The organism is Delftia sp. JD2 (genome assembly GCF_001682645.1).
In the GTDB taxonomy this organism is placed as follows: domain Bacteria; phylum Pseudomonadota; class Gammaproteobacteria; order Burkholderiales; family Burkholderiaceae_C; genus Comamonas; species Comamonas acidovorans.
This window is the reverse complement of the sequence record NZ_LFJT01000012.1, coordinates 21,846-45,653: the sequence shown is the minus strand read 5'-3', so window position 1 is coordinate 45,653 and position 23,808 is coordinate 21,846. Positions and strand designations below refer to the sequence as shown.

Sequence of the window (23,808 nt, the reverse complement as noted above, 5' to 3'; positions counted from 1 at the left end):
GCGCCTCAGCAGCGCCTGCCGGCAACGCGGGTTTGCGCCCACTCCACGGCACAGATCACCAGCGCCATCCAGGCCAGGCCCAGCAGCCAGCCGGCCAGCACATCGCTGGCATAGTGCACGCGCAGCACCACGCGGCTGGCGCCCACGCCCAGGGCGACAGCCAGGGCCGCCAGGCCCACGGGCCAGCGCCAGGCCGGGCGCAGGTACGGCAGCAGCAGCCAGGCCAGCATCAGATAGAGCACGAAGGTGCCCGCGCTGTGGCCGCTGGGGAAGCTGAAGCCGCCTTCAGGCACCCAGCCACCCACGGGGCGCGGACGGCCCACGCTGGTCTTGATGGCGCGTATCCATAGGCCCACGCCAGCCGTGGCCACCACCCAGGCGGCCGCATGCAGCCAGTCGCGCCGCCACAGCAGCAGCGCCAGCACGGCGGCCGACAGCGACACCATCCAGGCCACATTGCCCAGCTGGGTGAAGGCGACCACGGGGCGCACCCAGGCATCGGTGGCATGGCCGGCCAGCCACAGGTGCAGGGCCTCGTCGAGCACCGGCCAGTCGGTGCAGTTGGCGCAGCCTGCGGGCTGGGCCAGGCCCAGCATGTCGCGCACCATCACGGCCAGTGCCAGCAAGGCCAGCACGCCGGCGGCAGCCAGGCCCAGCCATGCGGCCCGCGGCATGGGCAGGCCTGCGTGGCGCAGCCGTGCCATGGCAGGCAGGCGCAGATAGAAAAAAAGGCCGCCCAGGGCGGCCAGTACCAGGCACAGGCCGCCCGTGGCGGCGTGTGCGTCAATCCAGGTCCAGAGCATGCGGCGGCATCACTCCCGGGCCAGGGTGGGTACGCGGGAAGACTGGGGTTTGCGCAGCATCAGTCTTCGAGCAGGGCGCGCAGCATCCAGGCGGTCTGCTCGTGCACGGTCAGGCGCTGGGTCAGCAGGTCGGCCGTGGGTTCGTCGCTGGCCTTGTCGGCCAGGGGGAACAGGCTGCGCGCCGTGCGGGCCACGGCCTCGTGGCCGGCGACCAGGATGCGCACCATCTCCAGGGCCTTGGGCGGATCGTGGGGCACGTCGGCCAGGCTGGTGAGCTTGCCGAAGTCGGCATAGGAGCCCGGCGCGAAATGGCCCAGCGCACGGATGCGCTCGGCGATGGGGTCGACGGCGTTCCACAGCTCCGTGTACTGCCCCATGAACATGGTGTGCAGCGTGTTGAACATCGGGCCGGTGACGTTCCAGTGGAAATTGTGCGTGGTCAGATACAGCGTGTAGGTGTCGGCCAGCAGGGCCGACAGGCCCTTGGCGATGGCCGCGCGGTCCTTGTCGCTAATGCCGATATGGATGGCGGAGGAGCGCACGGACGCCGGTGCCACGTCGGCCAGTGCGGCCTTTGCAGGCTGCACTGCCTTGTCCGCCTTGTCGGCCTGCACGGCCTCTGGCTTCTTTGCACCGGACTTGTCTTTGCTGGCATTTTTGGCCATGGGATCCCTTTCAGCTTCGTACAAACGGAAGATGCTCCCGGCAGGTCGCCCGGGAGCCAGTTGCAACGATAACGCAAGCGCAGCGGCCCCACAGGCCCGACTCGCGCGCCGGTGCGGTCATCAGGACAGGCGTTTGACGCCGGGCAAGGCGCAGGCGTAGACGGCGTTGCGCAGGGCGGCGATGGCCTCGTAGCGCGTGAAGCTGCGGCGCCAGGCCAGGACCACGCGGCGTGTCGGCGGGGCCGAGCCGTCGTCCTCGAGGATGGGCAGGTAGCGGATGTGCGGCTCGTCGGTCTTGCGGCGGCGCGCCGTGGTCTCCAGCGCATCGGCGGGCACGGACAGGCGCGGCACCAGGGTCACGCCCATGCCGGCGGCCACCATGTGCTTGATGGTCTCCAGCGACGAGCCTTCGAAGGTGCGGCGAATGCCTTCGGCATTGCTGGCATAGCGTGCGAACTCGGGGCAGACCTGGAGCACATGGTCGCGGAAGCAGTGGCCCGAGCCCAGCAGCAGCATGGTCTCGTTCTTGAGATCGCTGGTGGAGACATGGTCCTTCTGGGCCAGCGCATGGGTGCTGGGAACGGCGGCCATGAAGGGCTCGTCGTACAGCGGCGCCAGCGCCAGGCCGGTGTCGGGGAAGGGCTCGGCGACGATGGCGCAGTCGATCTCGCCGGTGCGCAGCATCTCCAGCAGCTTGATGGTGTAGTTCTCCTGCAGCATCAGCGGCATCTGCGGTGTGCGCATGATGGAGTTGCGCACCAGGTCCGGCAGCAGGTAGGGGCCGATGGTGTAGATCACACCCAGGGTGAGCACGCCGGACAGCGGGTCCTTGCCGCGCTTGGCGATTTCCTTGATCTCGGCGGCCTGCTCCAGCACGCTTTGCGCCTGACGGATGATCTCCTCGCCCAGCGACGTGACCGACACTTCGCCGGCACTGCGCTCGAAGAGCTTGACATCGAGCTCCTCCTCCAGCTTCTTGATCGCCACGGACAACGTGGGCTGGGACACATAACAGGCTTCGGCGGCGCGGCCAAAATGCTTTTCACGTGCCACGGCCACGATGTATTTGAGTTCGGTAAGTGTCATTGGCGAGCTGTGTCTGGGAGGGAGCCTCGGAAAATACGATGGTCTTACACCAAGAACCTGTGCCGGAACCTTTGTGCAATCAGGCCTTGCGGCCCGCTTGCCGGGGTGCTCCCCTCAAAAGTTCCTGCACAGGTTCTAGGATTTGTCCTAATTCGATTGTGCCAGTCCTCGTCCGCGCATGACCACTGCGCGCTCCCCGACCCGCCGGCTTTTTGTATTTATCCACCTAGTGCAACGGCCGGCGCATCCGGTCGCGTTGCTGCATGAGCTGGTCCATGCCTATCAATGCAGCCAGGCCTATGGCCACGATCACGGTAAAGACCGGAAGGTCCAGGGCGCTGATCACGGCAAAGCCTTGCGGCCTAGCATAACGCTGTGTCTCTGAAATGCATACGAAGTCCGCTGCGGCCATGCCGGTGTAGTGCATGGAACAGACCGCCGCGCCCATGACGGCGGCGGCCAGCGCACGCATGCCCGGCGAGCTGGTGCGAAACGACAGCCACAGCGCGGCGCTGGCCGCGGCCACGGCGATGCCCACGGACAGCAGCACGGTGGGAACGGACCAGACGATGAAGCCCGGAAAGCGCATGCCATACATGCCCAGGTAATGCATGAAGGCCACGCCCAGGCCCAGCAGGGTGCCCGCGCCCAGCACGCGCGCCCCGCTTTCGGGCCGCCGCGCGACAAAGGCCAGCGCCACCGAGGTGGCGGCAACGGCGGCGCACAGGGACAGCAGGGTTTCGACCATGGAGTAGCCCGAACCCATGCCCAGGTTCAGCGCCAGCATGCCCGTGAAATGCATGGACCACACGCCGATGCCGCCCAGCGCCGTGCCCGCCGCCAGCAGGTTCAGCCAGCTGATGCCCTCGCGTCCCCGGATGCGCTGCGCCGCAGTCAGGGCCACGAAGGAGCCCAATACGGCAATGCCATACGACAGGACCACCAGGCCCATGCGCCAGGAGGTCTCGACGATCTCATTCGCTTGAACGGCTTCATTCATGTTGGCAGCTCCTCATTCGCAGAAAAATGGGACAACACAAGAGTGATCGCGGCCGTCCTCCCCGTGGGGGAGGCTTGGCAGGCCATCCCCTCCCGGATGGAGCTACCCTGTTTTTTGTGACTCAATGTACCAAAAGGTCACAAATATTCAATGCCGTAACGGGACGGCGCTGTCACCGCCAGGACGTCATGAAGCGCTCCATTTCGATGGCTACAACGCGCGTGGAAACCATGTCTGGCGCGGGCTGCAGGCCTGTGGAAGATGACGTTGCCAGGCAGCGCCTGGACACGTAAAAATACGTAACACAGCCACCCAGCGAAAATGGAACGAGCCGATCAGGCCTTGAGGAATTCGGCCTTGCCGCCCAGCCAGCGGCCCACATGGCGCTGCGCCAGTTGCGGGTGCTGCTCCAGCATGCGCGGCGCCAGTTCGCGGGCCCAGTCGAGCAGCATCAGGTCCTGCTCCAGGTCGGCGAAGCGCAGCATGGGCGCACCCGATTGGCGCGCGCCCAGGAATTCCCCGGGGCCGCGGATCTCCAGGTCGCGCCGCGCGATCTCGAAGCCGTCATTGGTCTCGGCCATGGCGCGCAGCCGGTCCTTGGCCGTCTCGCCCAGGCGCCCGCTGTCCCCCACCGAATACAGCAGCACGCAGGCCGAGGCCGCCGCCCCCCGCCCCACGCGCCCGCGCAGCTGGTGCAACTGCGACAGGCCGAAGCGCTCCGCATGCTCGATGACCATGAGCGAGGCGTTGGGCACGTCCACGCCCACTTCGATCACCGTGGTGGAGACCAGCACGCCCATGACCCCGGCGGAGAACAGCTCCATCACGGCCTTCTTCTCGGCCGTGGGCATGCGCGAGTGCAGCAGGCCGACCATGACGCCGGGCAGCATCTCGCTCAGATAGGCATGGGTGGCCGTGGCGTTGGACAGGTCCAGCGCCTCGCTTTCCTCGATCAGCGGGCAGACCCAGTAGACCTGTCGCCCTTCCGCGACCTGGGCACCTATGCGCTCGATGACCTCGTCCTTGCGGCTGTCGGCAATGAGCTTGGTGACGATGGGCGTGCGGCCCGGCGGCAGCTCGTCGATGGTGGACACATCCAGGTCGGCGTAGTAGCTCATGGCCAGGGTGCGCGGGATGGGCGTGGCGCTCATCATCAGCAGATGGGGCTCCATGCCCGAGGCCGCGAGCTTCTGGCGCAGCGCCAGCCGCTGGGCCACGCCGAAGCGGTGCTGCTCGTCGATGACGGCCAGCGCCAGGTTCTTGAACTGCACCTGGTCCTGGATGACGGCGTGCGTGCCCACGACCAGGGCCGCCTCGCCGCTGTGGACCAGCTCCAGCATGGCGGTGCGTTCCTTCTTCTTCTGCGCGCCGGCCAGCCAGGCCACGCGCTTGCCCAGCGGGGCCAGCAGCGGCTCCAGCCAGCCGACCAGCTTGCCGAAATGCTGCTCGGCCAGGATTTCGGTGGGCGCCATCAGCGCGCACTGCCAGCCGGCCTCGATGCAGGCCACGGCCGACAGCGCCGCCACCACGGTCTTGCCCGATCCCACATCGCCCTGCAGCAGCCGGTGCATGGGCATGCGGCGCTCCATGTCGGCAAGGATCTCGGCCACCACGCGCTGCTGGGCGCCGGTCAGGCCAAAGGGCAATTGGTCCAGGAACTGGCGCGCCAGGCCCTGGGCGCTGTCCATGGGCTGGGCGCGCAGCACGGGTGCCCTGAGCCGCGCGCGTTCGCGCTTGGCCTCGTATTGGGACAGTTGCTGGGCCAGCAGCTCCTCGGCCTTCAGGCGCTGCCAGGCCGGGTGCGAATGGTCTTCCAGCGTGGCCAGGGCCACATCGGGCGTGGGGTGGTGCAGGAACTGCAGCGCATCGCGCAGGCTGAACAGCGGCGGCAGCCCGCCGTTGCCATGGAACTGCGCCACGGGCGGATGCTCGCCCTGGGGCAGGGTATCGGAGAGATCGGCGCGCAGCATGGCCGTGACCGCCGCGCGGCGGATGTAGGCCTGGGGCAGGCCCGCCACCGTGGGATAGACGGGCGTGAGCGCCGTGGGCAGGTCGCCGCCCGCCGCGCGAAACGCCGGGTGCAGCATCTGCCGGCCCCAGAAGCCGCCCTTGACCTCGCCGCGGATGCGCAGCCGCGCGCCCACGGACAGGGTTTTCTGGTGCGAGGGGTAGAAGCTGAAGAAGGTCAGCACGCATTCGGCCGTGCCATCGTCCACCGTGACCTTGAGCATGCGGCGAGGGCGCAGTTGCACCTCGCTGTGGGTCACCGTGGCCTCGATCTGTACCGTATCGCCCTCGCGGGCATTGCGCAGCGCGGTGATGCGCGTCTCGTCCTCATAGCGCAGCGGCAGGTGCAGTGCCAGATCGATGTCGCGCACCAGGCCCATCTTCTGCAGCGCCTTCTGCGCGGCGCTGGCTGCGGGCTTGGCGGGCGCTGCGGGCTTGTCTCCTGCCTTGCCGCCCTTGCCTGCGGCCTTTCCCTTGCCGGCACGCGCGGCCTTGCCGCCGGGGGCGTCGCGCCCCAGATCTGGGAAGGCAGAGGAGACGTTCAAGGGCATGGGCTATCCTGTTTCAGAGCATGCGCATGGACATGGGTGGGCATGCAGCATAGTGTATGAATATACAGGTGTAGGCAACACGCCACGTTCATGCCGGATGCCCTTGCCCAAAGCACCCTTGAGGCCCCGGGTCTCTGGGGAAGCCGCTACCATGCACGCTGACGTTACGTAGTGTTACCCCGCCACCGAATGCCATGTTGAAGCGTATCAATGTCCAGCATGTCACTCTGGGCATGTTCCTGCACGAGTTCTGCGGCTCCTGGATGGAGCATCCTTTTTGGCGAACCCGTTTCCTGCTCCGCTCCGAGGCCGACCTCCAGCGCCTGCGCTCCACCTCCATCCAGGAGGTCTGGATCGACGTGCGCAAGGGCCTGGACGTGGGTGTCCAGGTGCCTTGCCTGCGCTTTGACCCGCAGGACGAGCTTCGCCACCAGATCCCGGACAGCGCCCGCCCTGTCTCCGAGCAGAGCACGGCCCCCATTTCCACCGCTACCGAGCTGCGCCGCGCCGCCCAGACCTGCGTGCAGGCCAAGCAATTGCTCAGCCGCCTGTTCAGCGACGCGCGGCTGGGCCGGCCCGTGGACGCCACGGCCGCCGGGCAGCTGGTGGACGATGTGACGGCCTCCGTGGCGCGCAATCCCCACGCCCTGATCGGCCTGGCACGGCTGAAGACGGCCGACGACTACACCTACATGCACAGCCTGGCCGTGTGCGCGCTGATGGTGGCGCTGGCCAAGCGCATGGGCCTGGACGACCACAGCCTGCGCAAGGCCGGCATGGCCGGTCTCATGCACGACCTGGGCAAGACCGCGATCCCGGTCGCCGTGCTCAACAAGCCCGGGCCGCTGGACGATGCCGAATGGTCGCTGATGCGCGCCCACCCACGCCATGGCGAGCAGCTGCTGCGCCCGCTGGGCCTGGACGACGAGGTCATCGATGCCTGCCTGCACCACCACGAAAAGGTGGACGGCAGCGGCTACCCCGACGGACTGCAGCAGGGCGACATCGGCCTGCTGGCGCGCATGACGGCGATCTGCGATGTCTACGACGCCATCACCTCGGACCGGCCCTACAAGAAGGGCTGGCCGCCCTCGGAGGCGCTGCGGCGCATGGCCGAGTGGAGCCCCCGCCATTTCGACAAGCGGCTGTTCGAGCAGTTCGTGCAGACCGTGGGCATCTATCCGCTGGGCTCGCTGGTGCGCCTGCATTCGCAGCGCCTGGCCGTCGTGGTCGATGCCTCGCCGGGCAGCCTGCTGGCGCCGCGCGTCAAGGTGTTCTATTCGCTGCGCCAGGCCTGCCGCGTCACGCCCGAGATCGAGGACCTGTCCGAGAGCCAGGGCAACGACCGCATCATCGCGCGCGAGGACCCGGCGAACTGGGACTTCCCGGATCTGGAGACGCTGTGGCTGGAGTTCGAGCGCCAGCCCCAGACACAGGCCCAGATGGCCAAGTGACCGCCGCGAAATTCCGGGGATGACCCCAGGGTTTGCGACAATGGCGGACTTCCGTTCAACGAACTTGGAACGGGCCATGTCCGGCCCTCAAGCACTGCATGTCCTCCCTGTCCCGTGTGTTTTCGCTCAGCGATTTCGACTTCGAGCTTCCTGAGAACCTGATCGCCCAGCATCCTGCCGCCCAGCGCAGCGCCTCGCGCCTGCTCGACGGCCGCGACGATGCCACCCCGCCCACCGACCGCATCTTCCACGAGCTGCCCGACCTGCTGCAGCCCGGCGACCTGCTGGTGTTCAACGACACGCGCGTGCTCAAGGCGCGCATCTTCGGCGAGAAGGCCAGCGGCGGCCGGCTGGAGCTGCTGGTCGAGCGCGTGCTCGAAGGCAACGATGTCGTGGCCCACATGCGCGTCAGCAAGAAGCCCCTGCCCGGCTCGCGCATCCACCTGTGCGGCGGCAAGAACCGCGGCGGCTTCGACGCCGTGCTGCGCGGCCGCTGGCCCGACGAGAACGGCCCGCTGTTCCACCTGAGCTTCGAAGGCCCGCGCGGCGAGACGCCGCACGAACTGATGGAGCGCTTCGGCCACCTGCCGCTGCCGCCCTATATCGAGCGCCACCAGGACACAGGCAACGACCCCGACGCCGCCGAAGACAGCGAGCGCTACCAGACCGTCTTCGCGGCCCGCCCCGGCGCCGTGGCCGCGCCCACGGCCGCCCTGCACTTTGACGACGCCGTGCTGGCCCGCCTGGCCGAGCGCGGCATCGAGCGCGCCAGCGTCACGCTGCACGTGGGCGCCGGCACCTTCCAGCCCGTGAAGACCGAGAACCTGGCCGACCACCAGATGCACAGCGAGTGGTACGAGATCCCGCTGGCCACGCTGGCTGCGCTGGAACGCTGCCGCCAGCGCGGCGGCCGCGTCGTCGCCGTGGGCACGACCACGGTGCGCACGCTGGAGTCCTGGGCCCAGACAGGCCAGTTCTCAGGCGACACGCGCATCTTCATCACGCCCGGCTTCGAGTACCAGGTGGTCGATCTGCTGATCACCAACTTCCACCTGCCCAAGAGCACGCTGATGATGCTGGTCAGCGCCTTCGCGGGCTACGAGCAGGTGATGGCGCTGTACCGCCATGCGATTGCGCAGGAGTACCGCTTCTTCAGCTATGGCGATTCCATGCTGTTGAAGAAGAAAAGCACCCCCTGAGTCGCTTCGCGCCTTCCCCCGTTGCACGGCGCCTCTCTACCCGCTTCGCGGGGGAGGGGGGTCATACGGGCAGCCGGCGACACCCTCGCGGCGGGGCGGCGCGGCTGGCTTAGGCCCTTGCTTGGTGTCCCTCGCCTCAGGCCGCGCCAGGTTCAAGCGCCAAGCCCGAAACGCCGCATGTTCAACCAAAGTAATGGCAGAGCCTGCGGCCCTTGACCTCGTGCACGCTGACGGGGATGCCGTAGAGGCTGCTGAGGACCTCGTCCTGCACCACCTCGGCCGGCGTGCCCGCCACGGCCAGGCGGCCGTCCTTGAGCGCGATGATGTGGTCGGCGTAGCACGAGGCGAAGTTGATGTCGTGCAGCACCATGACCACGGTCTTGCCGCGCTCGGTGACGGCGCGGCGCAGCAGGCCCATCATGCTGACGGCGTGGGCCATGTCCAGGTTGTTCAGCGGCTCGTCCAGCAGGATGAAGGGCGTGTCCTGGCACAGCACCATGGCGATGTAGGCGCGCTGGCGCTGGCCGCCTGACAGTTCGTCGAGAAATCGCTCGGCCAGCGGCGTGAGCTGCAGGTACTCCAGCGCCTCGTCCACATGGCGCAGGTCTTCGGGGCCCAGCCGGCCCTTGCTGTGCGGAAAGCGGCCAAAGCCCACCAGGTCGCGCACCGTCAGGCGCAGCGTGCTCTGGTTGTCCTGGCGCAGGATGGCCATGATGCGCGCCAGCGCCTCGGTGGGCGTGGTGGCCACGTCGAGGCCAGCCACCCGCACCTTGCCCGCCGTGATGGGCATCAGGCGGCTGACCAGGGACAGCAGCGTGGACTTGCCCGCACCGTTGGGCCCGATGATGGCCGTCAGCGCCCGCTCGGGCACATCGAAATTGAGCTCCTGCAGCACTGCCGTGCCGCCATGGCGCTTGAGCAGATCACGCACCTCGATCATTGGGTCCCCTTGCGCATGAGCAGCAGGATGAAGACGATTCCACCCAGGAACTCCACCACGATGCTCAGCACGGTATTGAATTGAAAAAGCTGCTCCAGCAGCACCTGCCCGCCCATGAGCAGCACGCAGCCCCAGAGCACGGCCGCAGGCAGCACCCAGGCATGGCGGCGCGTGCCCATGGCGTGATAGGCCATGTTGCTGACCAGCAGGCCGAAGAAGATCACCGGGCCGACCAGGGCCGTGGACACGGCCACCATGCAGGCCACCACGGCGAGCAGCCGCAGCACGCGGCCCTCGTAGTCCAGGCCCAGGCTGACGGCGGCATCGCGCCCCAGCGAGATCACGTCCAGCACGCGGCGCTGGCGCCAGATCCAGGCGCTGCCCAGGGCGATCAGCAGCAGCGACGGCAGCAGCAGCTGCAGGTTCACCGCGTTGAAGTTGGCGAACATGCGGTCCTGCAGCGCCGTGAACTCATTGGGATCGAGCACGCGCATGGCCAGCCCGGCCAGGCTGCGAAAGAAGATGCCGCCCACCATGCCCACCAGCAGCATCAGGTGCAGGCTGCTGGCATGGCCCACGAACAGCCAGCGCATCAGCAGCACGCTGAAGCCCATCATCAGCACGATGTTGAGCGCATAGCGCCCGACCTCGCCCATGGCGGACACGCCCGCCGCGCCCAGCATCAGCACCATGGACGCCTGCACGAACAGGTACAGCGCATCCAGCCCCATGACGGAAGGCGTGAGGATGGTGTTGTGCGACACGGTCTGGAACACCACGGTGGACAGGCCGATGGCACAGGCCACCAGCGCCATGGTCAGCACCTTGGCGCCCCGGTGCTCCAGCACGAAGGCCCAGTCGGTCTTGACGCCCACGGTCATGAAGGCCAGCAGGCACAGCAGGGCCAGCGCGCCCAGCAGCGCCAGGCGCGCGCCATGGCCCCAGCTGCGCGCTGCAGGCTCATCGGAAGCAACGGATTGCGGCAGGCTGCTCATGCACGGTCCTTGCGGCGGCGCAGGATCAGCGCCAGGAACAGGGCACTGCCCAGCACGCCCAGCACGGTGCCCACGGGGATTTCATAGGGAGCGATCAGCAGCCGCCCGACCAGGTCGCACAGCACGGTCAGGCCCGCGCCGATCAGCGCCACCCACAGCACGCTGCGGCGCACGTTGTCGCCCAGGACCAGGCGCACCACGTTGGGCACGATCAAGCCCACGAAGGGCAGGCTGCCGGCCGTGACCACCACGGCCGAAGTGGCCACGGCCACCACCACCAGCCCCTGCCACACCAGGCGCCGGTAGTTCAGGCCCAGGTTGGTGGCAAAGCTCTCGCCCAGGCCCGCCACGGTGAAACGGTCGGCCGCCAGGCAGGCCAGGGCCGTGACGCCCAGCGACAGCCACAGCAACTCGTAGCGGCCCTGAACCACCAGCGAGAAATCGCCGTTGGACCAGGACTTGAGCGCCTGCATCATGTCGAACTGCAGCGCCAGAAAGCTGGCGGCTGCCTCCAGCACGCCGGCCAGCACCAGGCCGACCAGGGGCACCATCCACGACGAGCGCAGCCGGATGCGCGAGAGCACGGCCAGGAACAGCGCCGTGCCCAGCAGCGCCGCCACGGCCGAGATGCCCATCTTGGCCATCACCGGCCAATGCGGCACCCAGAGGAACGCGGCCAGCATGCCCAGGCTGGCCGACTCCACCGTGCCCACGGTGGAAGGCTCCACGAAATGGTTGCGCGCCAGCATCTGCATGAGCAGTCCGCAGACCGCCATTGATGCGCCGGCCAGCACCAGGGCCAGCGTGCGCGGCACGCGGCTGTACACCAGCACCTGGCTGGCCAGGTCGTCCTCGCTGCGCGACCACAGCACGCTCCAGTGCATGTCGCCCGCGCCCACCATCAGGCTGGCCAGCGACAGCGCCAGCAACAGGCCCAACGCGAAAAGCCAGGCAAGGGCCTGGCGCGATGGGCGTGACATGGGCGCGGCGTGCGCGGTGGCGACAGGCGGGCTCAACGCTTTGAGGTCATGTGCGGGTGAAGGCATCCGACAGTTGCTGGATATTGGCCTTCAGCGCGCCCGGCCCGGCGTTGGACAGGGTGTACCAGTTGGCTGCGTTCAGATAGACCACCTGCTTGCCGCGCCAGGCCTTGGTGGCACGCACCAGCGGGTTGTCCAGCAGTTGCTGGGCGGTCTTGCCATCCTGGCCGATGGCCACGTCGCGGTCGATGACGAACAGCCAGTCGGGATTGGTCTTGAGCAGGAACTCGAAGGAGACCACCTGCCCATGGCGCGCCACCGTCAGGTTGTCGATGGCCGGCTTCACGCCGAACACATCGTGCAGCATGCCGAAGCGCGAACCCGGCCCATAGGCACTGAGCTTGCCGCCCGAGGTCAGCAGCACCAGCCCCTTGCCGGCGTCCTGCGCCTTGCCATGCAGTGCGGTGATGGCCTGCTCCACGGACCGGACCTCGGCCTCGGCCTTGTCCTGCAGGCCGTAGACGGCGCCCAGCGTGCGGATGTTGCGGTAGATGTCGGCCATCTGGTGCTGGTCGCTGACACTGAGGTCCAGCACGGGCGCGAAGCGCGACAGCTCCTTGTACTTGGCCTCGGAGCGGCCGCCCACGATGATGAGGTCGGGCGACAGCGCCTTGATGGATTCGTAGTCAGGCTCGAACAGGCTGCCGATGCGTGCGTATTTCGCATCGGCATAGCGGGCCAGCAGCGGCGGCATCTTGAACTCGGGCACTCCCCGCACCTCGCCGCCCAGCGCCTGCAGCGTGTCCAGCGCCGCCAGCTCGAACACCAGCACGCGCACGGGCTTGAAGGGCACCTGGATCTCGCCCTTGGCATGCGGCACGGTCACGGTCTTGCCAACCGCTGCCGTCTGGGCATGGGACATCTGCGCCGCCAGCGGCAGCGTGACCAGCACGCCCAGGCCCTGGCCCATCTTCGCCAGGATCCGGCGACGGGAATGATTTGCATTCATGGTGTTCATCTTTACAGTGATTGCTGTATTGCCAGGAAGTTCAAACATTGGCCTTTGCAGCATCAGGGAAGTGCCGGCGTGCCGTCCGGCATGCGCTCGCAGGCCGGCAGGCCCTGGGCAAAGCGCCCGGGGTTGAGCAGGGCCACCAGGCCGCAGGCCAGCGAGCCCTGCCACTGCAGGTAGTCATGGCTGGTCTCGTGCTCGGCCTGGGTGACTTCGTAGCCCTTGGCGCGCAGCACATCGGCCAGGTGGCGGTTGGTTTCCAGGATGCCGTCCTGCCCGCCGCGTGCGCGCTCGTAGCGGCCCGCATCCAGATAAAAGCGCACGGGCTGGCGCGGCTCCTGGGCATAGCGGCGCTGCACCCAGCCCGGCACCTCGCCGGCCGGCGACCACCAGAACGATCCCGACATGCTCAGCACGTTGCCAAACCAGCGCGCATTGACCAGGCCCGCATAGGCCGAGGCCAGGCCGCCAAAGCTGGAGCCACCGATCACCGTGCGCGCCGCCGGCTGGCCCAGGCCCCGTTCACCCACCCAGGGCATCAGCTCCTCATCCAGAAAGCGTGCGAAGGCGGTGTTGGGCGGCAACTCCCTGCCGCGCGCCTGCGGGCTGGCGTTGTCCACCAGCACCACGGCCGTGGGCGGGATCAGGCCGTCGGCCATGAGGTTGTCGATGAGGGTGGGCGTGGACACCTGCTTCGCATAGGCGTTGCCGTCGAACAGCACCAGCAGCGCCTCGGGCGCCTGGCCGCCCGCCGGGCGGTAGGTCCAGACATCGCGGCTGTTGCCCAGCACGCGGCTGGACAGGCGGTGCTGCACCAGCGCCCCCTGGGCCACGCCCGCGCGTGGCGCCACCCAGGGCTGGGGTGGGGCCTTGGGCAGCTCCAGCACGGAGGCGCCCTGGAAGGCGTCGATGAAGCCCCCCTCGGGGGGCTGCGGAAACACCTTGGGATTGAGCGGATCGCGCTGCGCCGTGGCCAGCAGGGCGCGGCGCTGCTCCATGGCCGAGCCTGCGATCAGCGGCACATCGGGCGCCAGGCGGTAACTGAGCCGCGCGTTGTCGGCCATGCGGAAGCTGGCCCACCAGACATCGCTGCCGGGCAGATGCTGCAGCGGATCATGGTTGCCGGCCGGGCTGCCGAACAGGCGAACCCCCTGCATGCCGGCGCGCGGCTGGCCACGCCACAGGAAGGTGACCAGGGACTGGCCGCCGGGCAGCGGCTCCACCATCGGCGCGCCCTCCTCCTGCACGCGCCGCCAGAAGGCGTCTGCCGCCACGCCCGAACCCGCGCCGCGCTGGATGGCCTGCGCCAGGGCCTGCAGGCGTGGGCTTTCCAGCGCAGGCCGCTCCAGGGCCTGCACAGCCTTGGCGCCCAACGGCGCAAGACTGGAGGTCAACCGCAGCGCAAAGCGGCCGGCTGCGGATTTCACCTCGCCGGCCATCAGCGCGTCCGTTGCGATGTGGCGCGCCACCAGCCTTTGCCTGCCGGCCCCCTCCGTGACCCACATCAGCGACTGCGCACCGCCATCGGGCCGCGCCAGGCGGCGCAGGTGCCGGCCCTGGGCATCCTCCAGGTCCAGGGCCACGCCCTGCCCTTCGAATTCACCCTGGACCACGTGGCCGGCGGGCAGATCGACGCGCCAGGACTCGCGCCCACCGGCAGCCAGGACCCCTGTGGCCGCCTGGCCCGGCGCCAGCGTGCCCGGCCGTGCGGCCAGGGCCTGCCGCGATGCGGCTGCCGTCATGTCTTCACCGGCATGGACGGCTGCGCCCAGCAGGCACAGCAGCGAGGCGGCCACGCACAGGCCTTGTCGTGCAGCTTGCGCCATGGCGTCAGAAGTCCACCGTGGCCGAGACACGCACCGTGCGCGGGCCGCCCGTGGTGGCGAAGTTGTCGTTGAAGCTGCCGGCCCAGTAGGACTTGTCGAACAGGTTCTCCACCGTGGCGCGGAAGGTGACGGGTTTGGCCGCGATGCGGGTGGCATAGCGCGCGCCCACGTCCACGCGGGTCCAGCTGGGCATCTTCAGCGTGTTGGCCGAATTCACCCACTGGGCGCCCGTGTAGATCAGGCGACCGGTGAGCGTGGCGCCCGGCAGCGCGGGCACGTCCCATTCGCCGCCCAGGTTGGCCGTCCAGCGCGGCACGCCGTAGACGCCGAAGCCATCGCGCGCGCCGCCCTGCGTCTTGCTCTGGATGGCCTGGGTGTAGGCCAGGCCGCCCAGCACGCGCGTGCCGCGCAGCGGCTCGCCGAAGACATTCCACTCCAGGCCCCGGTTGCGCTGCTCGCCATCCATCAGCAGGCGGTTGGTCGCGGTCTCCACCACGGACGAGGGCCGCTCGATCTGGAACAGCGAGACCGTCTGCGTGAAATCACCCGTGCGCCACTTGGCACCGATCTCGAACTGCTTGGTCTTGTAGGGCGCGAACACTTCGCCGGCATTGGCATAGGTGGCGCCGACGATGGAGCCCGCGCTCAGGCCCTGCACATGGTTGGCGTACAGCGAGACCGCATCGCCCCAGGGCTTGACCACCAGGCCCAGCGCGGGCGAGACGGCCTGCTCGTTGTAGCCCGCCATCTTCTGGTTCACGCGCTGCAGGCGTGCGCCCACGGTCAGTTGCACGGCATCGCCGCCCCAGCTCAGCGTGTCGGCCAGGGCCAGGCTGCTGAGCACGTCGTCGCGCTCCTGCTTGATGGCGCCGTAGGGGCCGGCCAGCGTGATGGGCGCGGGGTTGTAGATGTTGGTGATGTAGCTGGCGCTGGTGGCCACGGCCGCGCGCCCGCCCTTCTGGTTCATCCAGTTCAGGGAGGCCACCAGCAGGTGGTTCACGCCGCCCGTGCGCAGGCGCCCGCGCACGCCGAACTCGGCCGCGGTGCTGTCGGTATAGCCGTACTGGTTGTAGGTCTGGCCCACGGCCGAGCCGTCGCCCTGGGCGCGCAGCACCACGCGCGTGCCGTTGAGCATGCCGTCGTAGGCATGCTGCGCCGTGCCTGCGGAGCCGAACAGCGTCCAGTCCGCGCCCAGGTCCACCGAGCCGCGCAGCATCAGCGCATCGCTTTGCTGCTTGGCGTGTATGCCGGGGAACAGGTTGGTCGTGGCGTCGGGCGCCGCGATGACCTGCTTGAGGTTCTGCATGCTGACCATCATCGGGCTGCCATCGCGGATGGTGGAGCGGTAGCTGTAGGCATCCAGCCCCAGCGTGAATCCGTCGCCCTGGTAGTCCAGCGCCAGCGCGCCCAGGCCATGGCGGCGGTTCTGGCCGTCGATCTCGGTGTCGCCGCTCGAGGTGCTGCCGTTGACGCGTATGCCCAGGCGGCGCTCGGGGCCGAAGCGGCGCGAGACATCGGCCTGCAGGCCCAGCTGCGAGCCGCTGCTGAACATGGTGGTCACGCGCGTGAGATCCTGGGCCAGCGGGCGCTTGGTCACCAGGTTGATGGTGCCGCCCACGGCGCCGCCGGGCGTCATGCCGCTCATCAGCGCACCGGGGCCCTTGAGCACCTCCACGCGCTCGATCATCTCGACGGGCACGTGGCCGTCGGGCGCCAGGCCATACAGGCCGTTGAAGCCCAGCTCCGAGGCATTCACACCCAGGCCGCGGATGGTGAAGTTCTCGTAGGCATGGCCGGTGTTGGTGGTGAAGCGCACCGAAGGATCGTTTTCCAGCACCGACATCAGCGTGGCCGCGTTCTGGTTGGCAATGCCTTCGGCCGTGTAGGAGGTGATGTTGAACGGCGTGTCCATCACATCGCGCTGGCCCAGCACGCCCAGGCCCGCACCCTTGGCCACCTGGCCGCCCGGGGCCACCGTGGGAAGGGTCTGGGGATCGGTGGTGCCGCGCACCGTGACCTCGCCCAGCTCGGCGTCAGCGGCCCAGGCGCCCGCGGGCAGCGCCGCGGCAGCCACCATGGCGCAGACACGGGCGATGGTGCCCAGGCGGTGGAGCGTGCAAACAGGGGTGCAAACAGGGGTGAAGGGGCTGACGGCGCCTGCGCGCGGCAGGCCGATGCGGGTACGGGAAGACATCCGGGAGGGCTTTCGAGACGGAAGGAAATGCGCCGCATTTAGCCCGGAGCCACTCGGACACACTCGGACACAGGCCGGATACGGCATCTGCCCGAATTATAGAAAATGAGAATTATTCTTATTAAGAAAGCAGCAACAACGCACCGCGCGCAAACATGGGCGCACGGCCAGCAAACAATCGCGTTGAAAACAGTGGGGGCCAGGCAACAGGCGGCCCGGCCTCAGCGACGCCAGCGGCCACTAGAAGGTGTCGCCGCGCTCCATGGCGCGGCGGTGGCGCTGCACGAATTCCTGGTAGGTGTCGATGCCGCGCAGCTGCAAGATGGCATTGCGCACGGCGGCCTCGACCAGCACGGCGATGTTGCGGCCCGCCACCACCTGGATCACCACCTTGCGCACGGGCACGCCGAGCACATCCTGCGTCAGCGGCTCGGCCGGCAGGCGCTCGTACTCGCGCTCCATGGTTTCCTTGCGCACCAGGTGCACGATGAGCTTGAGGCGCATCTTGCGGCGCACGGCCGTCTCGCCAAAGATGGCGCGGATGTCCAGCAGGCCGATGCCGCGCACCTCCAGCAGGTTCTGCAGCAGCTCGGGGCACTTGCCCTCGATCGTGGTCTGGTTGATGCGATACAGGTCCACGGCATCGTCGGCCACCAGGCCGTTGCCGCGCGTCACCAGTTCCAGCCCCAGCTCGCTCTTGCCCAGGCCCGACTCGCCCGTGATCAGCACCCCCATGCCCAGGATGTCCATGAACACGCCGTGCATGGTGGTGCGGTCGGCGAAATGCTTGGCCAGGTAGGCGCGCAGCACATCGATCACGAAGGCCGACTGCTCGCGCGTGGAGAACATGGGAATGTGGGCGCGCTCGCACATGGACAGCAGCGCCTCGGGCGCCGTCTGCCCGTCGGCCAGCACCAGCACGGGCGGCTCCAGCGTGACGATGCGTGCCACGCGGCGCTGGCAGTCCTGCGGCGTGGCATTGCTCAGATAGGCGATCTCGCGCTCGCCCAGCACCTGCAGCCGGTAGGGATGGATGTAGTTCAGGTAGCCGACGAGGTCCGCGCCGGAGCGCGCCGAGCGCACGGCCATCTCGTCGAAACGGCGCTCCGAGGCTCCCAGGCCCGCCACCCACTCCCAGCGCAGGCTGGAGCGGAACTCCTCGAACAGGACATCGGCGCTGATGGCACTGGGTCTCATGGCAAGGCCCGTGAAAAAGGGAAGGAAAAAGTCTGGAAGACTAGACCAGGGGCGCAGCGGAGGACTGCCAGCCCGCAATCATTCCATGCAGCCGGGCCGCATCGGCGCAGGACTTCAGGCGCTCACGCAGCTGGCTGTCGCTGAGAAGCTCGGCGATTTCGGACAGGATTTCCAGATGCTTCTGGGTGGCCGCTTCGGGCACCAGCAGAAAGATCAGCAGGCCCACGGGCTGCTCATCGGGAGCATCGAAACCAATGGGATTGTCCAGCTGGAACACGGCCGCCATGGGAGCGGTCAGGCCCTTGATGCGCCCATGGGGAATGGCCACGCCGTGGCCGAGCCCCGTCGAGCCCAGGCGTTCGCGTGCAAACAGGCTGTCGGTGATGAGTGCGCGGGACAGGCCATGCAGGCTCTCGAAGAGCAGACCTGCTTCTTCGAAAGCGCGCTTTTTGCTGGTGACGTCGACGCTCACGAGCACTTGAGCGGCGGGCAGGATGGAGGCAAGACGGTTCATGGTTCGGGAAACAATTATGCACCGCAGTGCCGGAAACCGTGGGGAAACCCTGACCCCCATCAAAAACCGCCCCGAAGGGCGGTGGTCGTGCGTGGCTCATCAGCCACATAAGCGCAGGTATTGTAAGCGCCCGCACAGGGCAGACGCCTTACCTGTCACCCGACTGACGCCAAGGTCAGCCCAGCATCATCGAGTCGCTTGGCCGAACCATAGCGGCTGCCCTGCTGGCGGGTCTTGTAGCGCACCACCACGCGGTCCAGCTTGTCAGCCAGCGCATCGACGGCGGCGTAGAGATCGAAGTGAGAGGTCTCGACAAAAAGATCCTGGCCCTTGACGCGCAGCGTGCAACCGGCACGTTGGCGCTTTTCCTTCTCCTTTTGGTTATGAACGGTCAGCAAGACCTTTACATCCACCACCTGGTCAAAGTGTCGAAGAATGCGTTCGAGCTTGGCCATGACGTAACTGCGCAGCGAGGGAGTGACCTCCAGGTGATGCCCACTAATCGTCAGATTCATATCTAAACACTCCTTGCTCTGGATGAAAACAGCCCGGTCCACCGGGAGACGATCCGCCGGGACAGGTGCTTGCAGGCCGGAATGCGCATTCGTTTGCTTGCGAATCCACTATGCGCCGGGGTCTGCCCAAAAGCAACGCCGCAAGCCGATAGCGCAGGACGGTGCAGGGCCTTGGAGGCGGGTTTTGCGCGCCATGCAATTGGGCGCACAATCGGCGGGTTTGCCAGGCTGCGCCCCTGGGGTGGGGCTTGCCAAGGGCCGCCCGTCACCGTGAGGCGCCGTTGGTTAGAATCGCGCTCCTGCGCGTGCCGCTTGCAGCCATCCGGCCGCTGCAGCCTCTTTGCCAGATTGCCCCTTGCCTCACATGACCACCCAGTCCCGCCCCTCCGCCCTGCACACTTCCAACATTGCCTCGCTGCCGCTGCTCGCGCGCGGCAAGGTGCGCGACAACTATGCCGTGGGTGATGACCGCATCCTGATGGTGGCCTCGGACCGCCTGTCGGCCTTCGACGTGATCATGGGCGAGCCCATCCCCGGCAAGGGTGAGCTGCTGACGCAAATGGCGCTGTTCTGGTTCGACAAGCTCGGCCACATCTGCCCCAACCACCTGACCGGCGAAGCGCCCGAGTCCGTGGTCACGCCCGCCGAAGTGCCCCAGGTCACGGGCCGCTCCATGCTGGTCAAGCGCCTCAAGCCCGTGCTGATCGAGGCCGTGGTGCGCGGCTACCTGGCCGGCAGCGGCTGGAAGGAATACCAGGAATCGCGCTCGGTCTGCGGCGTGCCCCTGCCCGAAGGCCTGACCAACGCCGCCAAGCTGCCCGAGCCCATCTACACCCCGGCCGCCAAGGCCGAGATGGGCGACCATGACGAGAACATCACCTACGAGCGCACGGTGGAGATGGTCGGCGAGAAGCTGGCCTCCCAGATCCGCGATACGGCCATCCGCATCTACAAGGAAGCCGCCGCCATCGCCCTCGAAAAGGGCATGATCATTGCCGACACCAAGTTCGAATTCGGCCTGGACGAGAACGGCGAACTGGTGCTGATGGACGAAGTCCTCACGCCCGACAGCTCGCGCTACTGGCCCGTGGAGGGCTATGCCCAGGCCCTGGCCAATGGCGAGAACCCGCCCAGCTACGACAAGCAGTTCGTGCGCGACTGGCTGGAGCAGGCCCAGGTCAACGGCAAGCCCTGGGACAAGAAGGCTCCGGCCCCGCGCCTGCCCCAGGAAGTGACCGAGAAGACGGCCGCCAAGTACCGCGAAGCCCTGCAGCGCCTGACGGCCTGACGGCCCGCCGTAGCCCGGCCCCGCGCGCCTTCCCCGCAAAAGAGAGCTTCGGCTCTCTTTTTCGTTGCGGGCCTGCGTTTTTGCAGCCGGTCATGCCTGCGTCACCGACGCTGCCACAATGTTCGCTTCCTCTGACTTTTTCTGAAGGAGCAAGCACATGGCTGGCAAGAAGATTCTGATGATCTGTGGCGACTACTGCGAGGACTACGAAACCATGGTCCCCTTCCAGGCCCTGCAGGCCGTGGGACACACGGTGCATGCGGTCTGCCCCGACAAGAAGGCCGGGGACCACATCAAGACGGCCATCCATGATTTCGAGGGCGCGCAGACCTACAGCGAGAAGCCCGGCCACAACTTCACGCTCAACGCCAGCTTCGCCGACATCAAGCCCGAGCAGTACGACGCCCTGGTGATCCCCGGTGGACGCGGCCCCGAGTACCTGCGCAACTACGACGCCGTGCGCGCCGCCGTGCGCCACTTCTTCGACAACAACAAGCCCGTGGCCGCCGTCTGCCATGGCGCCCAGCTGCTGGCCGGCGCCGGCGTGCTCAAGGGCCGCACCTGCTCGGCCTACCCGGCCTGCCGTGCCGAGGTCGAACTGGCCGGCGGCACCTACGCCGACATCGGCGTGGACCAGGCGCATACCGAAGGCAACCTGGTCAGCGCCCCCGCCTGGCCCGCACACCCGGCCTGGATCGCCCAGTTCCTGACGCTCCTGGGCACGCGCATCAGCCACGGCTGAGCACGCAGCGCCCGTTGGAGCCGGGCGGCTCAACCGCCCCAGCGCACCAGCACGATGCCGCCGAAGACCAGGGCCGAGGCCAGCATGCGCACGCGGCCCAGGCGCTCGCGCATCAGCCAGGCGGCAATCCAGCCCGCAAACAGCACGCTGCTTTCACGCAGCGCAGACACCAGCCCCATGGGCGCCTGCGACAGCGCCCAGGTCGCCATCCAGCTGGCACTCAGCTGCATGGCGGCGGCCAGGGCGCACAGGCGCCAGGTGCGGGCATCGGCGCGCAGCACGGCAGGACCGCGCCGCCAGGCGACGATCAGCACCGTGGCCAGGCCATCGCCCAGCGTGAGCAGGGCCGCATAGAACAGCGCGGAGCCGGATGCGCGCGCCCCCAGCCCGTCGATGACCGTATAGCAGGCAATCATGGCGCCCGTGGCCAGCGCATAGCCGCTGCCGCCATAACCGCTGGCCGCGCCGCTGCGCACCGACAGCGCCAGCACGCCCAGCGACAGGCACAGCACGCCGGCCAGCCCGGTCGCGCCCGGCCACTCACCGGCCAGCAGCGCCGCGCCCAGCGTGACGAACAGTGGCGCACTGCCCCGCGCCACCGGGTAGACCACGCCGAACTCGCCATGCTGGTAAGCGCGCGGCAGCACGAAGTGATAGACGGTGTGCACGGCCACCGAAGCCGCCAGCCACCACCACACCGATGCGTCCCACAACCCCGCCGCGCGCCAGTCCAGCCAGGGCAGCACCAGCAGCGACCACAGGCTGGCCAGCCCCGTGGTCAGCGCCATGGCGACCATCTTGTCGCCGCCCAGCTTGATGGCGCTGTTCCATCCCGCATTCATCAGCGCGGCCCCCAGGGCCGCGGCCAGCACCGCATTGCTCAATTCCATTCCATGGCCTCGTTCTTGATACGGGACGGGATGATGGATTCGCATCCAGATTAGATAAAGTCGAATCTTCGGAACCTCATCTTCAGGAAACCTGATGCGACGCCTGAACCTTGACCAGCTCCAGACCCTGGTGGCCGTGGCCGACCTGGGCACGCTGGCTGCCGCCGCCCAGGCCCTTCACCTGTCGCCGCCCGCCGTCAGCCTGCACATCCAGGAGCTGGAAGCGCGCCTGGACACCCCCCTGCTGGTGCGCGGCAAGCGCCAGGCGCAGCTGACGCCCGCAGGCGCTCTGCTGGCCGAAGGCGGACGCCGCCTGCTGGCCGACAGCGAATCCCTGCTGCGCCAGGTGCGCAAGCGTGCCGAGGGCTTTGGCGCCAGCGTGCGCATAGGCGCCTCGGCCGGCGTCAGCCCCCTGCTTTTGCCCGAACTGCTGCAATGGCTGGCCGAGCACGCGCCCGGCGTGGAACTGCGCCTGGAAGTCGTGAGTTCCGCCCAGGCCATGCAGCGCCTGGCGACTGGCCACCTGGACCTGGCCCTGGTCGGGCTGCCCCAGCCCGTGCCTTCCGGCCTGGAAATGCGCGCCTGGCGCAACGACCCCATGGAGCTGTTTGCCCCGCCGCAGATGCCGCTGCCCGACCAGATCACGCCCGAATGGCTCAACGCCCAGCCCTGGATAGGCTTTGCCGCCGGCACCCAGATGCACCGCCTGCTGTCCCAATGGTTCGCCCAGGCGGGCCTGCTGCCCCAGCCACGCATGGAAATGAGCTTTCCCGAAGGCATACGCGCCCTGGTCGCCGCAGGCCACGGCCCCACGGTCCTGCCGCGCGAGGAGCCAATGGACGCCGTCAGCCGCACGCTGCAGCAGCGCGGACTCAGCCCCGCCCTGACACGCCCGCTGGGCCTGGCCTGCCGCAGCGCCGCGCAACAAGACCCGGCCGTGCAGGCCGTGGTGCGCGGGTTGATGCGATTTGCCGATCCCGTACGGCAGTAGGCGCTACAGCCCGGCCTCCTGCAGCACCCACGCACGCAGCGCCTCGATGGCCGGCTGGCCCTGGCTGCGTTGGGGGTAAAGCAGGTGGTAGGCGTAGGCCGGTCCCAGGCCCACGGCGATGTCGAACAGGCGCACCAGGCGGCCGCGGGCCAGGTCTTCGGCCACCAGGTCCTGCTCGACCAGACCCACGGCGCCACCGTCCAGCACGGCCTGCACGACATGGCTGGAGTCGGTGAAGGCGATGCAGCGGCCTGCGTCCAGGCCCTCCACGCCGGCCGCCGCCATCCACATCGGCCAGTTCGGCCAGACCTGGCCGTCCACCCGGCAATCGACATGGCATAGCGTGTGCGCCAGCAGGTCAACGGGCCGGGCCAGCGGCGGGCCGGACTGCAGCAGGGTCGGGCTGCAGACGGGGATCACCCTGGCATCGAACAGGCGCACCGCCAGGGTGTGCGGATCACGGCCGGTGCCGAAGCGGATGGCCACGTCGATGTCATCGGCGTCGAAGTCGCGCACCTCGTCGCAGATGTCGAAGCTCAGTTCGATCTGCGGATGCGCAGCGCGAAAGCGCGGCAGCCGGGGCAGCAGCCACTGCGTGGCAAAGCGCGCGCCCAGCGACAGGCGCAGCCGCGTCTCGCCCCGGGCCAGCTGGCGCGCCCGGCCGGTGGCGCGCCGCAGCAGGCCCAGCGCCTCGGCCGTGGCCTCCAGCAGCACGCTGCCTGCGGGCGTGAGCTGCATGCTGCGGCTGTTGCGCGTGAAGAGGACGAGGCCCAGCTGTTCCTCCATCTCCTTGATCTGGTGGCTGACCGCCGCCGGGGTCAGCCCCAGTTCGTCGGCCGCGCGCGTGAAGTTCAGGTGGCGCCCTGCAGCCTCGAAGCTGCGCAGGGCGCGCGTGCCGGGTGGAAGCTGGCGCATGGATCTTCAAATTTTTCTTGATAAAGCCCCGAATACTACTTGCT

At 68.2% G+C, this 23,808-nt stretch carries 21 protein-coding genes; 5 read left to right on the top strand and 16 right to left on the bottom strand.

Annotated elements, in window-relative coordinates; translation table 11 throughout:
* Nucleotides 1-5: 5 nt before the first annotated feature.
* The 5 genes from ACM14_RS08930 to recG form a co-directional block, all read right to left on the bottom strand.
* A complete protein-coding gene (locus ACM14_RS08930) occupies nucleotides 6-803 on the bottom strand; it encodes a phosphatase PAP2 family protein (RefSeq protein WP_065345966.1) in 798 nt (265 codons plus the stop codon).
* Nucleotides 804-862: 59 nt separating this feature from the next.
* On the bottom strand, nucleotides 863-1,468 hold the full coding sequence (locus tag ACM14_RS08925) for a Dps family protein (protein WP_043822499.1): 606 nt from the start codon (nucleotides 1,466-1,468) through the stop codon (nucleotides 863-865).
* Between the two features lie 120 nt (nucleotides 1,469-1,588).
* Nucleotides 1,589-2,554 carry a LysR substrate-binding domain-containing protein gene (locus tag ACM14_RS08920; protein ID WP_013804463.1) on the bottom strand — a complete coding sequence of 322 codons (966 nt, stop codon included), beginning with the start codon at nucleotides 2,552-2,554 and terminating at the stop codon, nucleotides 1,589-1,591.
* A 226-nt stretch (nucleotides 2,555-2,780) separates the two neighbouring features.
* On the bottom strand, nucleotides 2,781-3,554 hold the full coding sequence (locus ACM14_RS08915) for an MHYT domain-containing protein (protein WP_013804464.1): 774 nt from the start codon (nucleotides 3,552-3,554) through the stop codon (nucleotides 2,781-2,783).
* Nucleotides 3,555-3,889: 335 nt separating this feature from the next.
* Nucleotides 3,890-6,112, bottom strand: coding sequence for an ATP-dependent DNA helicase RecG (recG, locus tag ACM14_RS08910; RefSeq protein ID WP_065345965.1), 2,223 nt, complete (start codon nucleotides 6,110-6,112; stop codon nucleotides 3,890-3,892).
* 194 nt (nucleotides 6,113-6,306) lie between these two features.
* On the opposite strand from recG, the gene ACM14_RS08905 reads away from it, so the two are divergent.
* Together ACM14_RS08905 and queA are read left to right on the top strand one after the other, a co-directional pair.
* Nucleotides 6,307-7,566 (top strand): HD-GYP domain-containing protein, encoded by a 1,260-nt coding sequence (locus ACM14_RS08905; protein ID WP_065345964.1) that lies wholly within the window; start codon nucleotides 6,307-6,309, stop codon nucleotides 7,564-7,566.
* 98 nt (nucleotides 7,567-7,664) lie between these two features.
* The gene (gene queA / locus ACM14_RS08900; RefSeq protein ID WP_034389929.1) at nucleotides 7,665-8,765 is read left to right on the top strand and encodes a tRNA preQ1(34) S-adenosylmethionine ribosyltransferase-isomerase QueA; all 1,101 of its coding nucleotides are present in this window, start codon (nucleotides 7,665-7,667) and stop codon (nucleotides 8,763-8,765) included.
* A 181-nt stretch (nucleotides 8,766-8,946) separates the two neighbouring features.
* Here the strand turns inward: queA and ACM14_RS08895 are convergent, their stop codons facing one another.
* From ACM14_RS08895 to raiA, 9 genes are all read right to left on the bottom strand, one after another.
* Nucleotides 8,947-9,705, bottom strand: coding sequence for an ABC transporter ATP-binding protein (locus ACM14_RS08895; protein WP_013804468.1), 759 nt, complete (start codon nucleotides 9,703-9,705; stop codon nucleotides 8,947-8,949).
* Nucleotides 9,702-10,700, bottom strand: a complete 999-nt coding sequence (locus ACM14_RS08890; protein WP_065345963.1) for an iron chelate uptake ABC transporter family permease subunit — start codon at nucleotides 10,698-10,700, stop codon at nucleotides 9,702-9,704. The genes ACM14_RS08895 and ACM14_RS08890 overlap by 4 nt, the downstream gene beginning before the upstream one ends.
* Nucleotides 10,697-11,680, bottom strand: a complete 984-nt coding sequence (locus tag ACM14_RS08885) for an ABC transporter permease (protein WP_043780677.1) — start codon at nucleotides 11,678-11,680, stop codon at nucleotides 10,697-10,699. The genes ACM14_RS08890 and ACM14_RS08885 overlap by 4 nt, the downstream gene beginning before the upstream one ends.
* A 46-nt stretch (nucleotides 11,681-11,726) precedes the next feature.
* Nucleotides 11,727-12,689, bottom strand: a complete 963-nt coding sequence (locus tag ACM14_RS08880) for a siderophore ABC transporter substrate-binding protein (RefSeq protein WP_254662027.1) — start codon at nucleotides 12,687-12,689, stop codon at nucleotides 11,727-11,729.
* Between the two features lie 62 nt (nucleotides 12,690-12,751).
* Complete coding sequence (locus ACM14_RS08875) at nucleotides 12,752-14,518, bottom strand: enterochelin esterase domain-containing protein (RefSeq protein ID WP_065345961.1); 1,767 nt, start codon at nucleotides 14,516-14,518, stop codon at nucleotides 12,752-12,754.
* Between the two features lie 4 nt (nucleotides 14,519-14,522).
* Nucleotides 14,523-16,712, bottom strand: a complete 2,190-nt coding sequence (locus ACM14_RS08870; RefSeq protein ID WP_065345960.1) for a TonB-dependent siderophore receptor — start codon at nucleotides 16,710-16,712, stop codon at nucleotides 14,523-14,525.
* 240 nt (nucleotides 16,713-16,952) lie between these two features.
* Nucleotides 16,953-17,909 carry an HPr(Ser) kinase/phosphatase gene (hprK, locus tag ACM14_RS08865; RefSeq protein ID WP_012202934.1) on the bottom strand — a complete coding sequence of 319 codons (957 nt, stop codon included), beginning with the start codon at nucleotides 17,907-17,909 and terminating at the stop codon, nucleotides 16,953-16,955.
* Between the two features lie 40 nt (nucleotides 17,910-17,949).
* Nucleotides 17,950-18,423, bottom strand: a complete 474-nt coding sequence (locus ACM14_RS08860; RefSeq protein WP_013804474.1) for a PTS sugar transporter subunit IIA — start codon at nucleotides 18,421-18,423, stop codon at nucleotides 17,950-17,952.
* Between the two features lie 155 nt (nucleotides 18,424-18,578).
* On the bottom strand, nucleotides 18,579-18,938 hold the full coding sequence (gene raiA / locus ACM14_RS08855) for a ribosome-associated translation inhibitor RaiA (protein WP_012202932.1): 360 nt from the start codon (nucleotides 18,936-18,938) through the stop codon (nucleotides 18,579-18,581).
* A 364-nt stretch (nucleotides 18,939-19,302) separates the two neighbouring features.
* Here raiA and ACM14_RS08850 point away from each other — a divergent pair, with 364 nt between their 5' ends.
* Both ACM14_RS08850 and ACM14_RS08845 read left to right on the top strand, forming a co-directional pair.
* On the top strand, nucleotides 19,303-20,226 hold the full coding sequence (locus ACM14_RS08850) for a phosphoribosylaminoimidazolesuccinocarboxamide synthase (RefSeq protein ID WP_012202931.1): 924 nt from the start codon (nucleotides 19,303-19,305) through the stop codon (nucleotides 20,224-20,226).
* A gap of 157 nt (nucleotides 20,227-20,383) precedes the next feature.
* Entirely contained in the window at nucleotides 20,384-20,968 is a 585-nt protein-coding gene (locus ACM14_RS08845) for a DJ-1/PfpI family protein (protein WP_065345959.1), read from the top strand.
* Nucleotides 20,969-20,997: 29 nt separating this feature from the next.
* Here the strand turns inward: ACM14_RS08845 and ACM14_RS08840 are convergent, their stop codons facing one another.
* Nucleotides 20,998-21,858: a DMT family transporter gene (locus ACM14_RS08840; protein WP_065345958.1), complete on the bottom strand. Its 861-nt coding sequence runs from the start codon at nucleotides 21,856-21,858 to the stop codon at nucleotides 20,998-21,000.
* Between the two features lie 94 nt (nucleotides 21,859-21,952).
* On the opposite strand from ACM14_RS08840, the gene ACM14_RS08835 reads away from it, so the two are divergent.
* The gene (locus ACM14_RS08835) at nucleotides 21,953-22,849 is read left to right on the top strand and encodes a LysR family transcriptional regulator (protein WP_065345957.1); all 897 of its coding nucleotides are present in this window, start codon (nucleotides 21,953-21,955) and stop codon (nucleotides 22,847-22,849) included.
* A 3-nt stretch (nucleotides 22,850-22,852) separates the two neighbouring features.
* Here ACM14_RS08835 and ACM14_RS08830 read toward each other — a convergent pair whose 3' ends face one another.
* The gene (locus tag ACM14_RS08830) at nucleotides 22,853-23,764 is read right to left on the bottom strand and encodes a LysR substrate-binding domain-containing protein (RefSeq protein WP_065345956.1); all 912 of its coding nucleotides are present in this window, start codon (nucleotides 23,762-23,764) and stop codon (nucleotides 22,853-22,855) included.
* Between the last annotated feature and the right edge of the window lie 44 nt (nucleotides 23,765-23,808).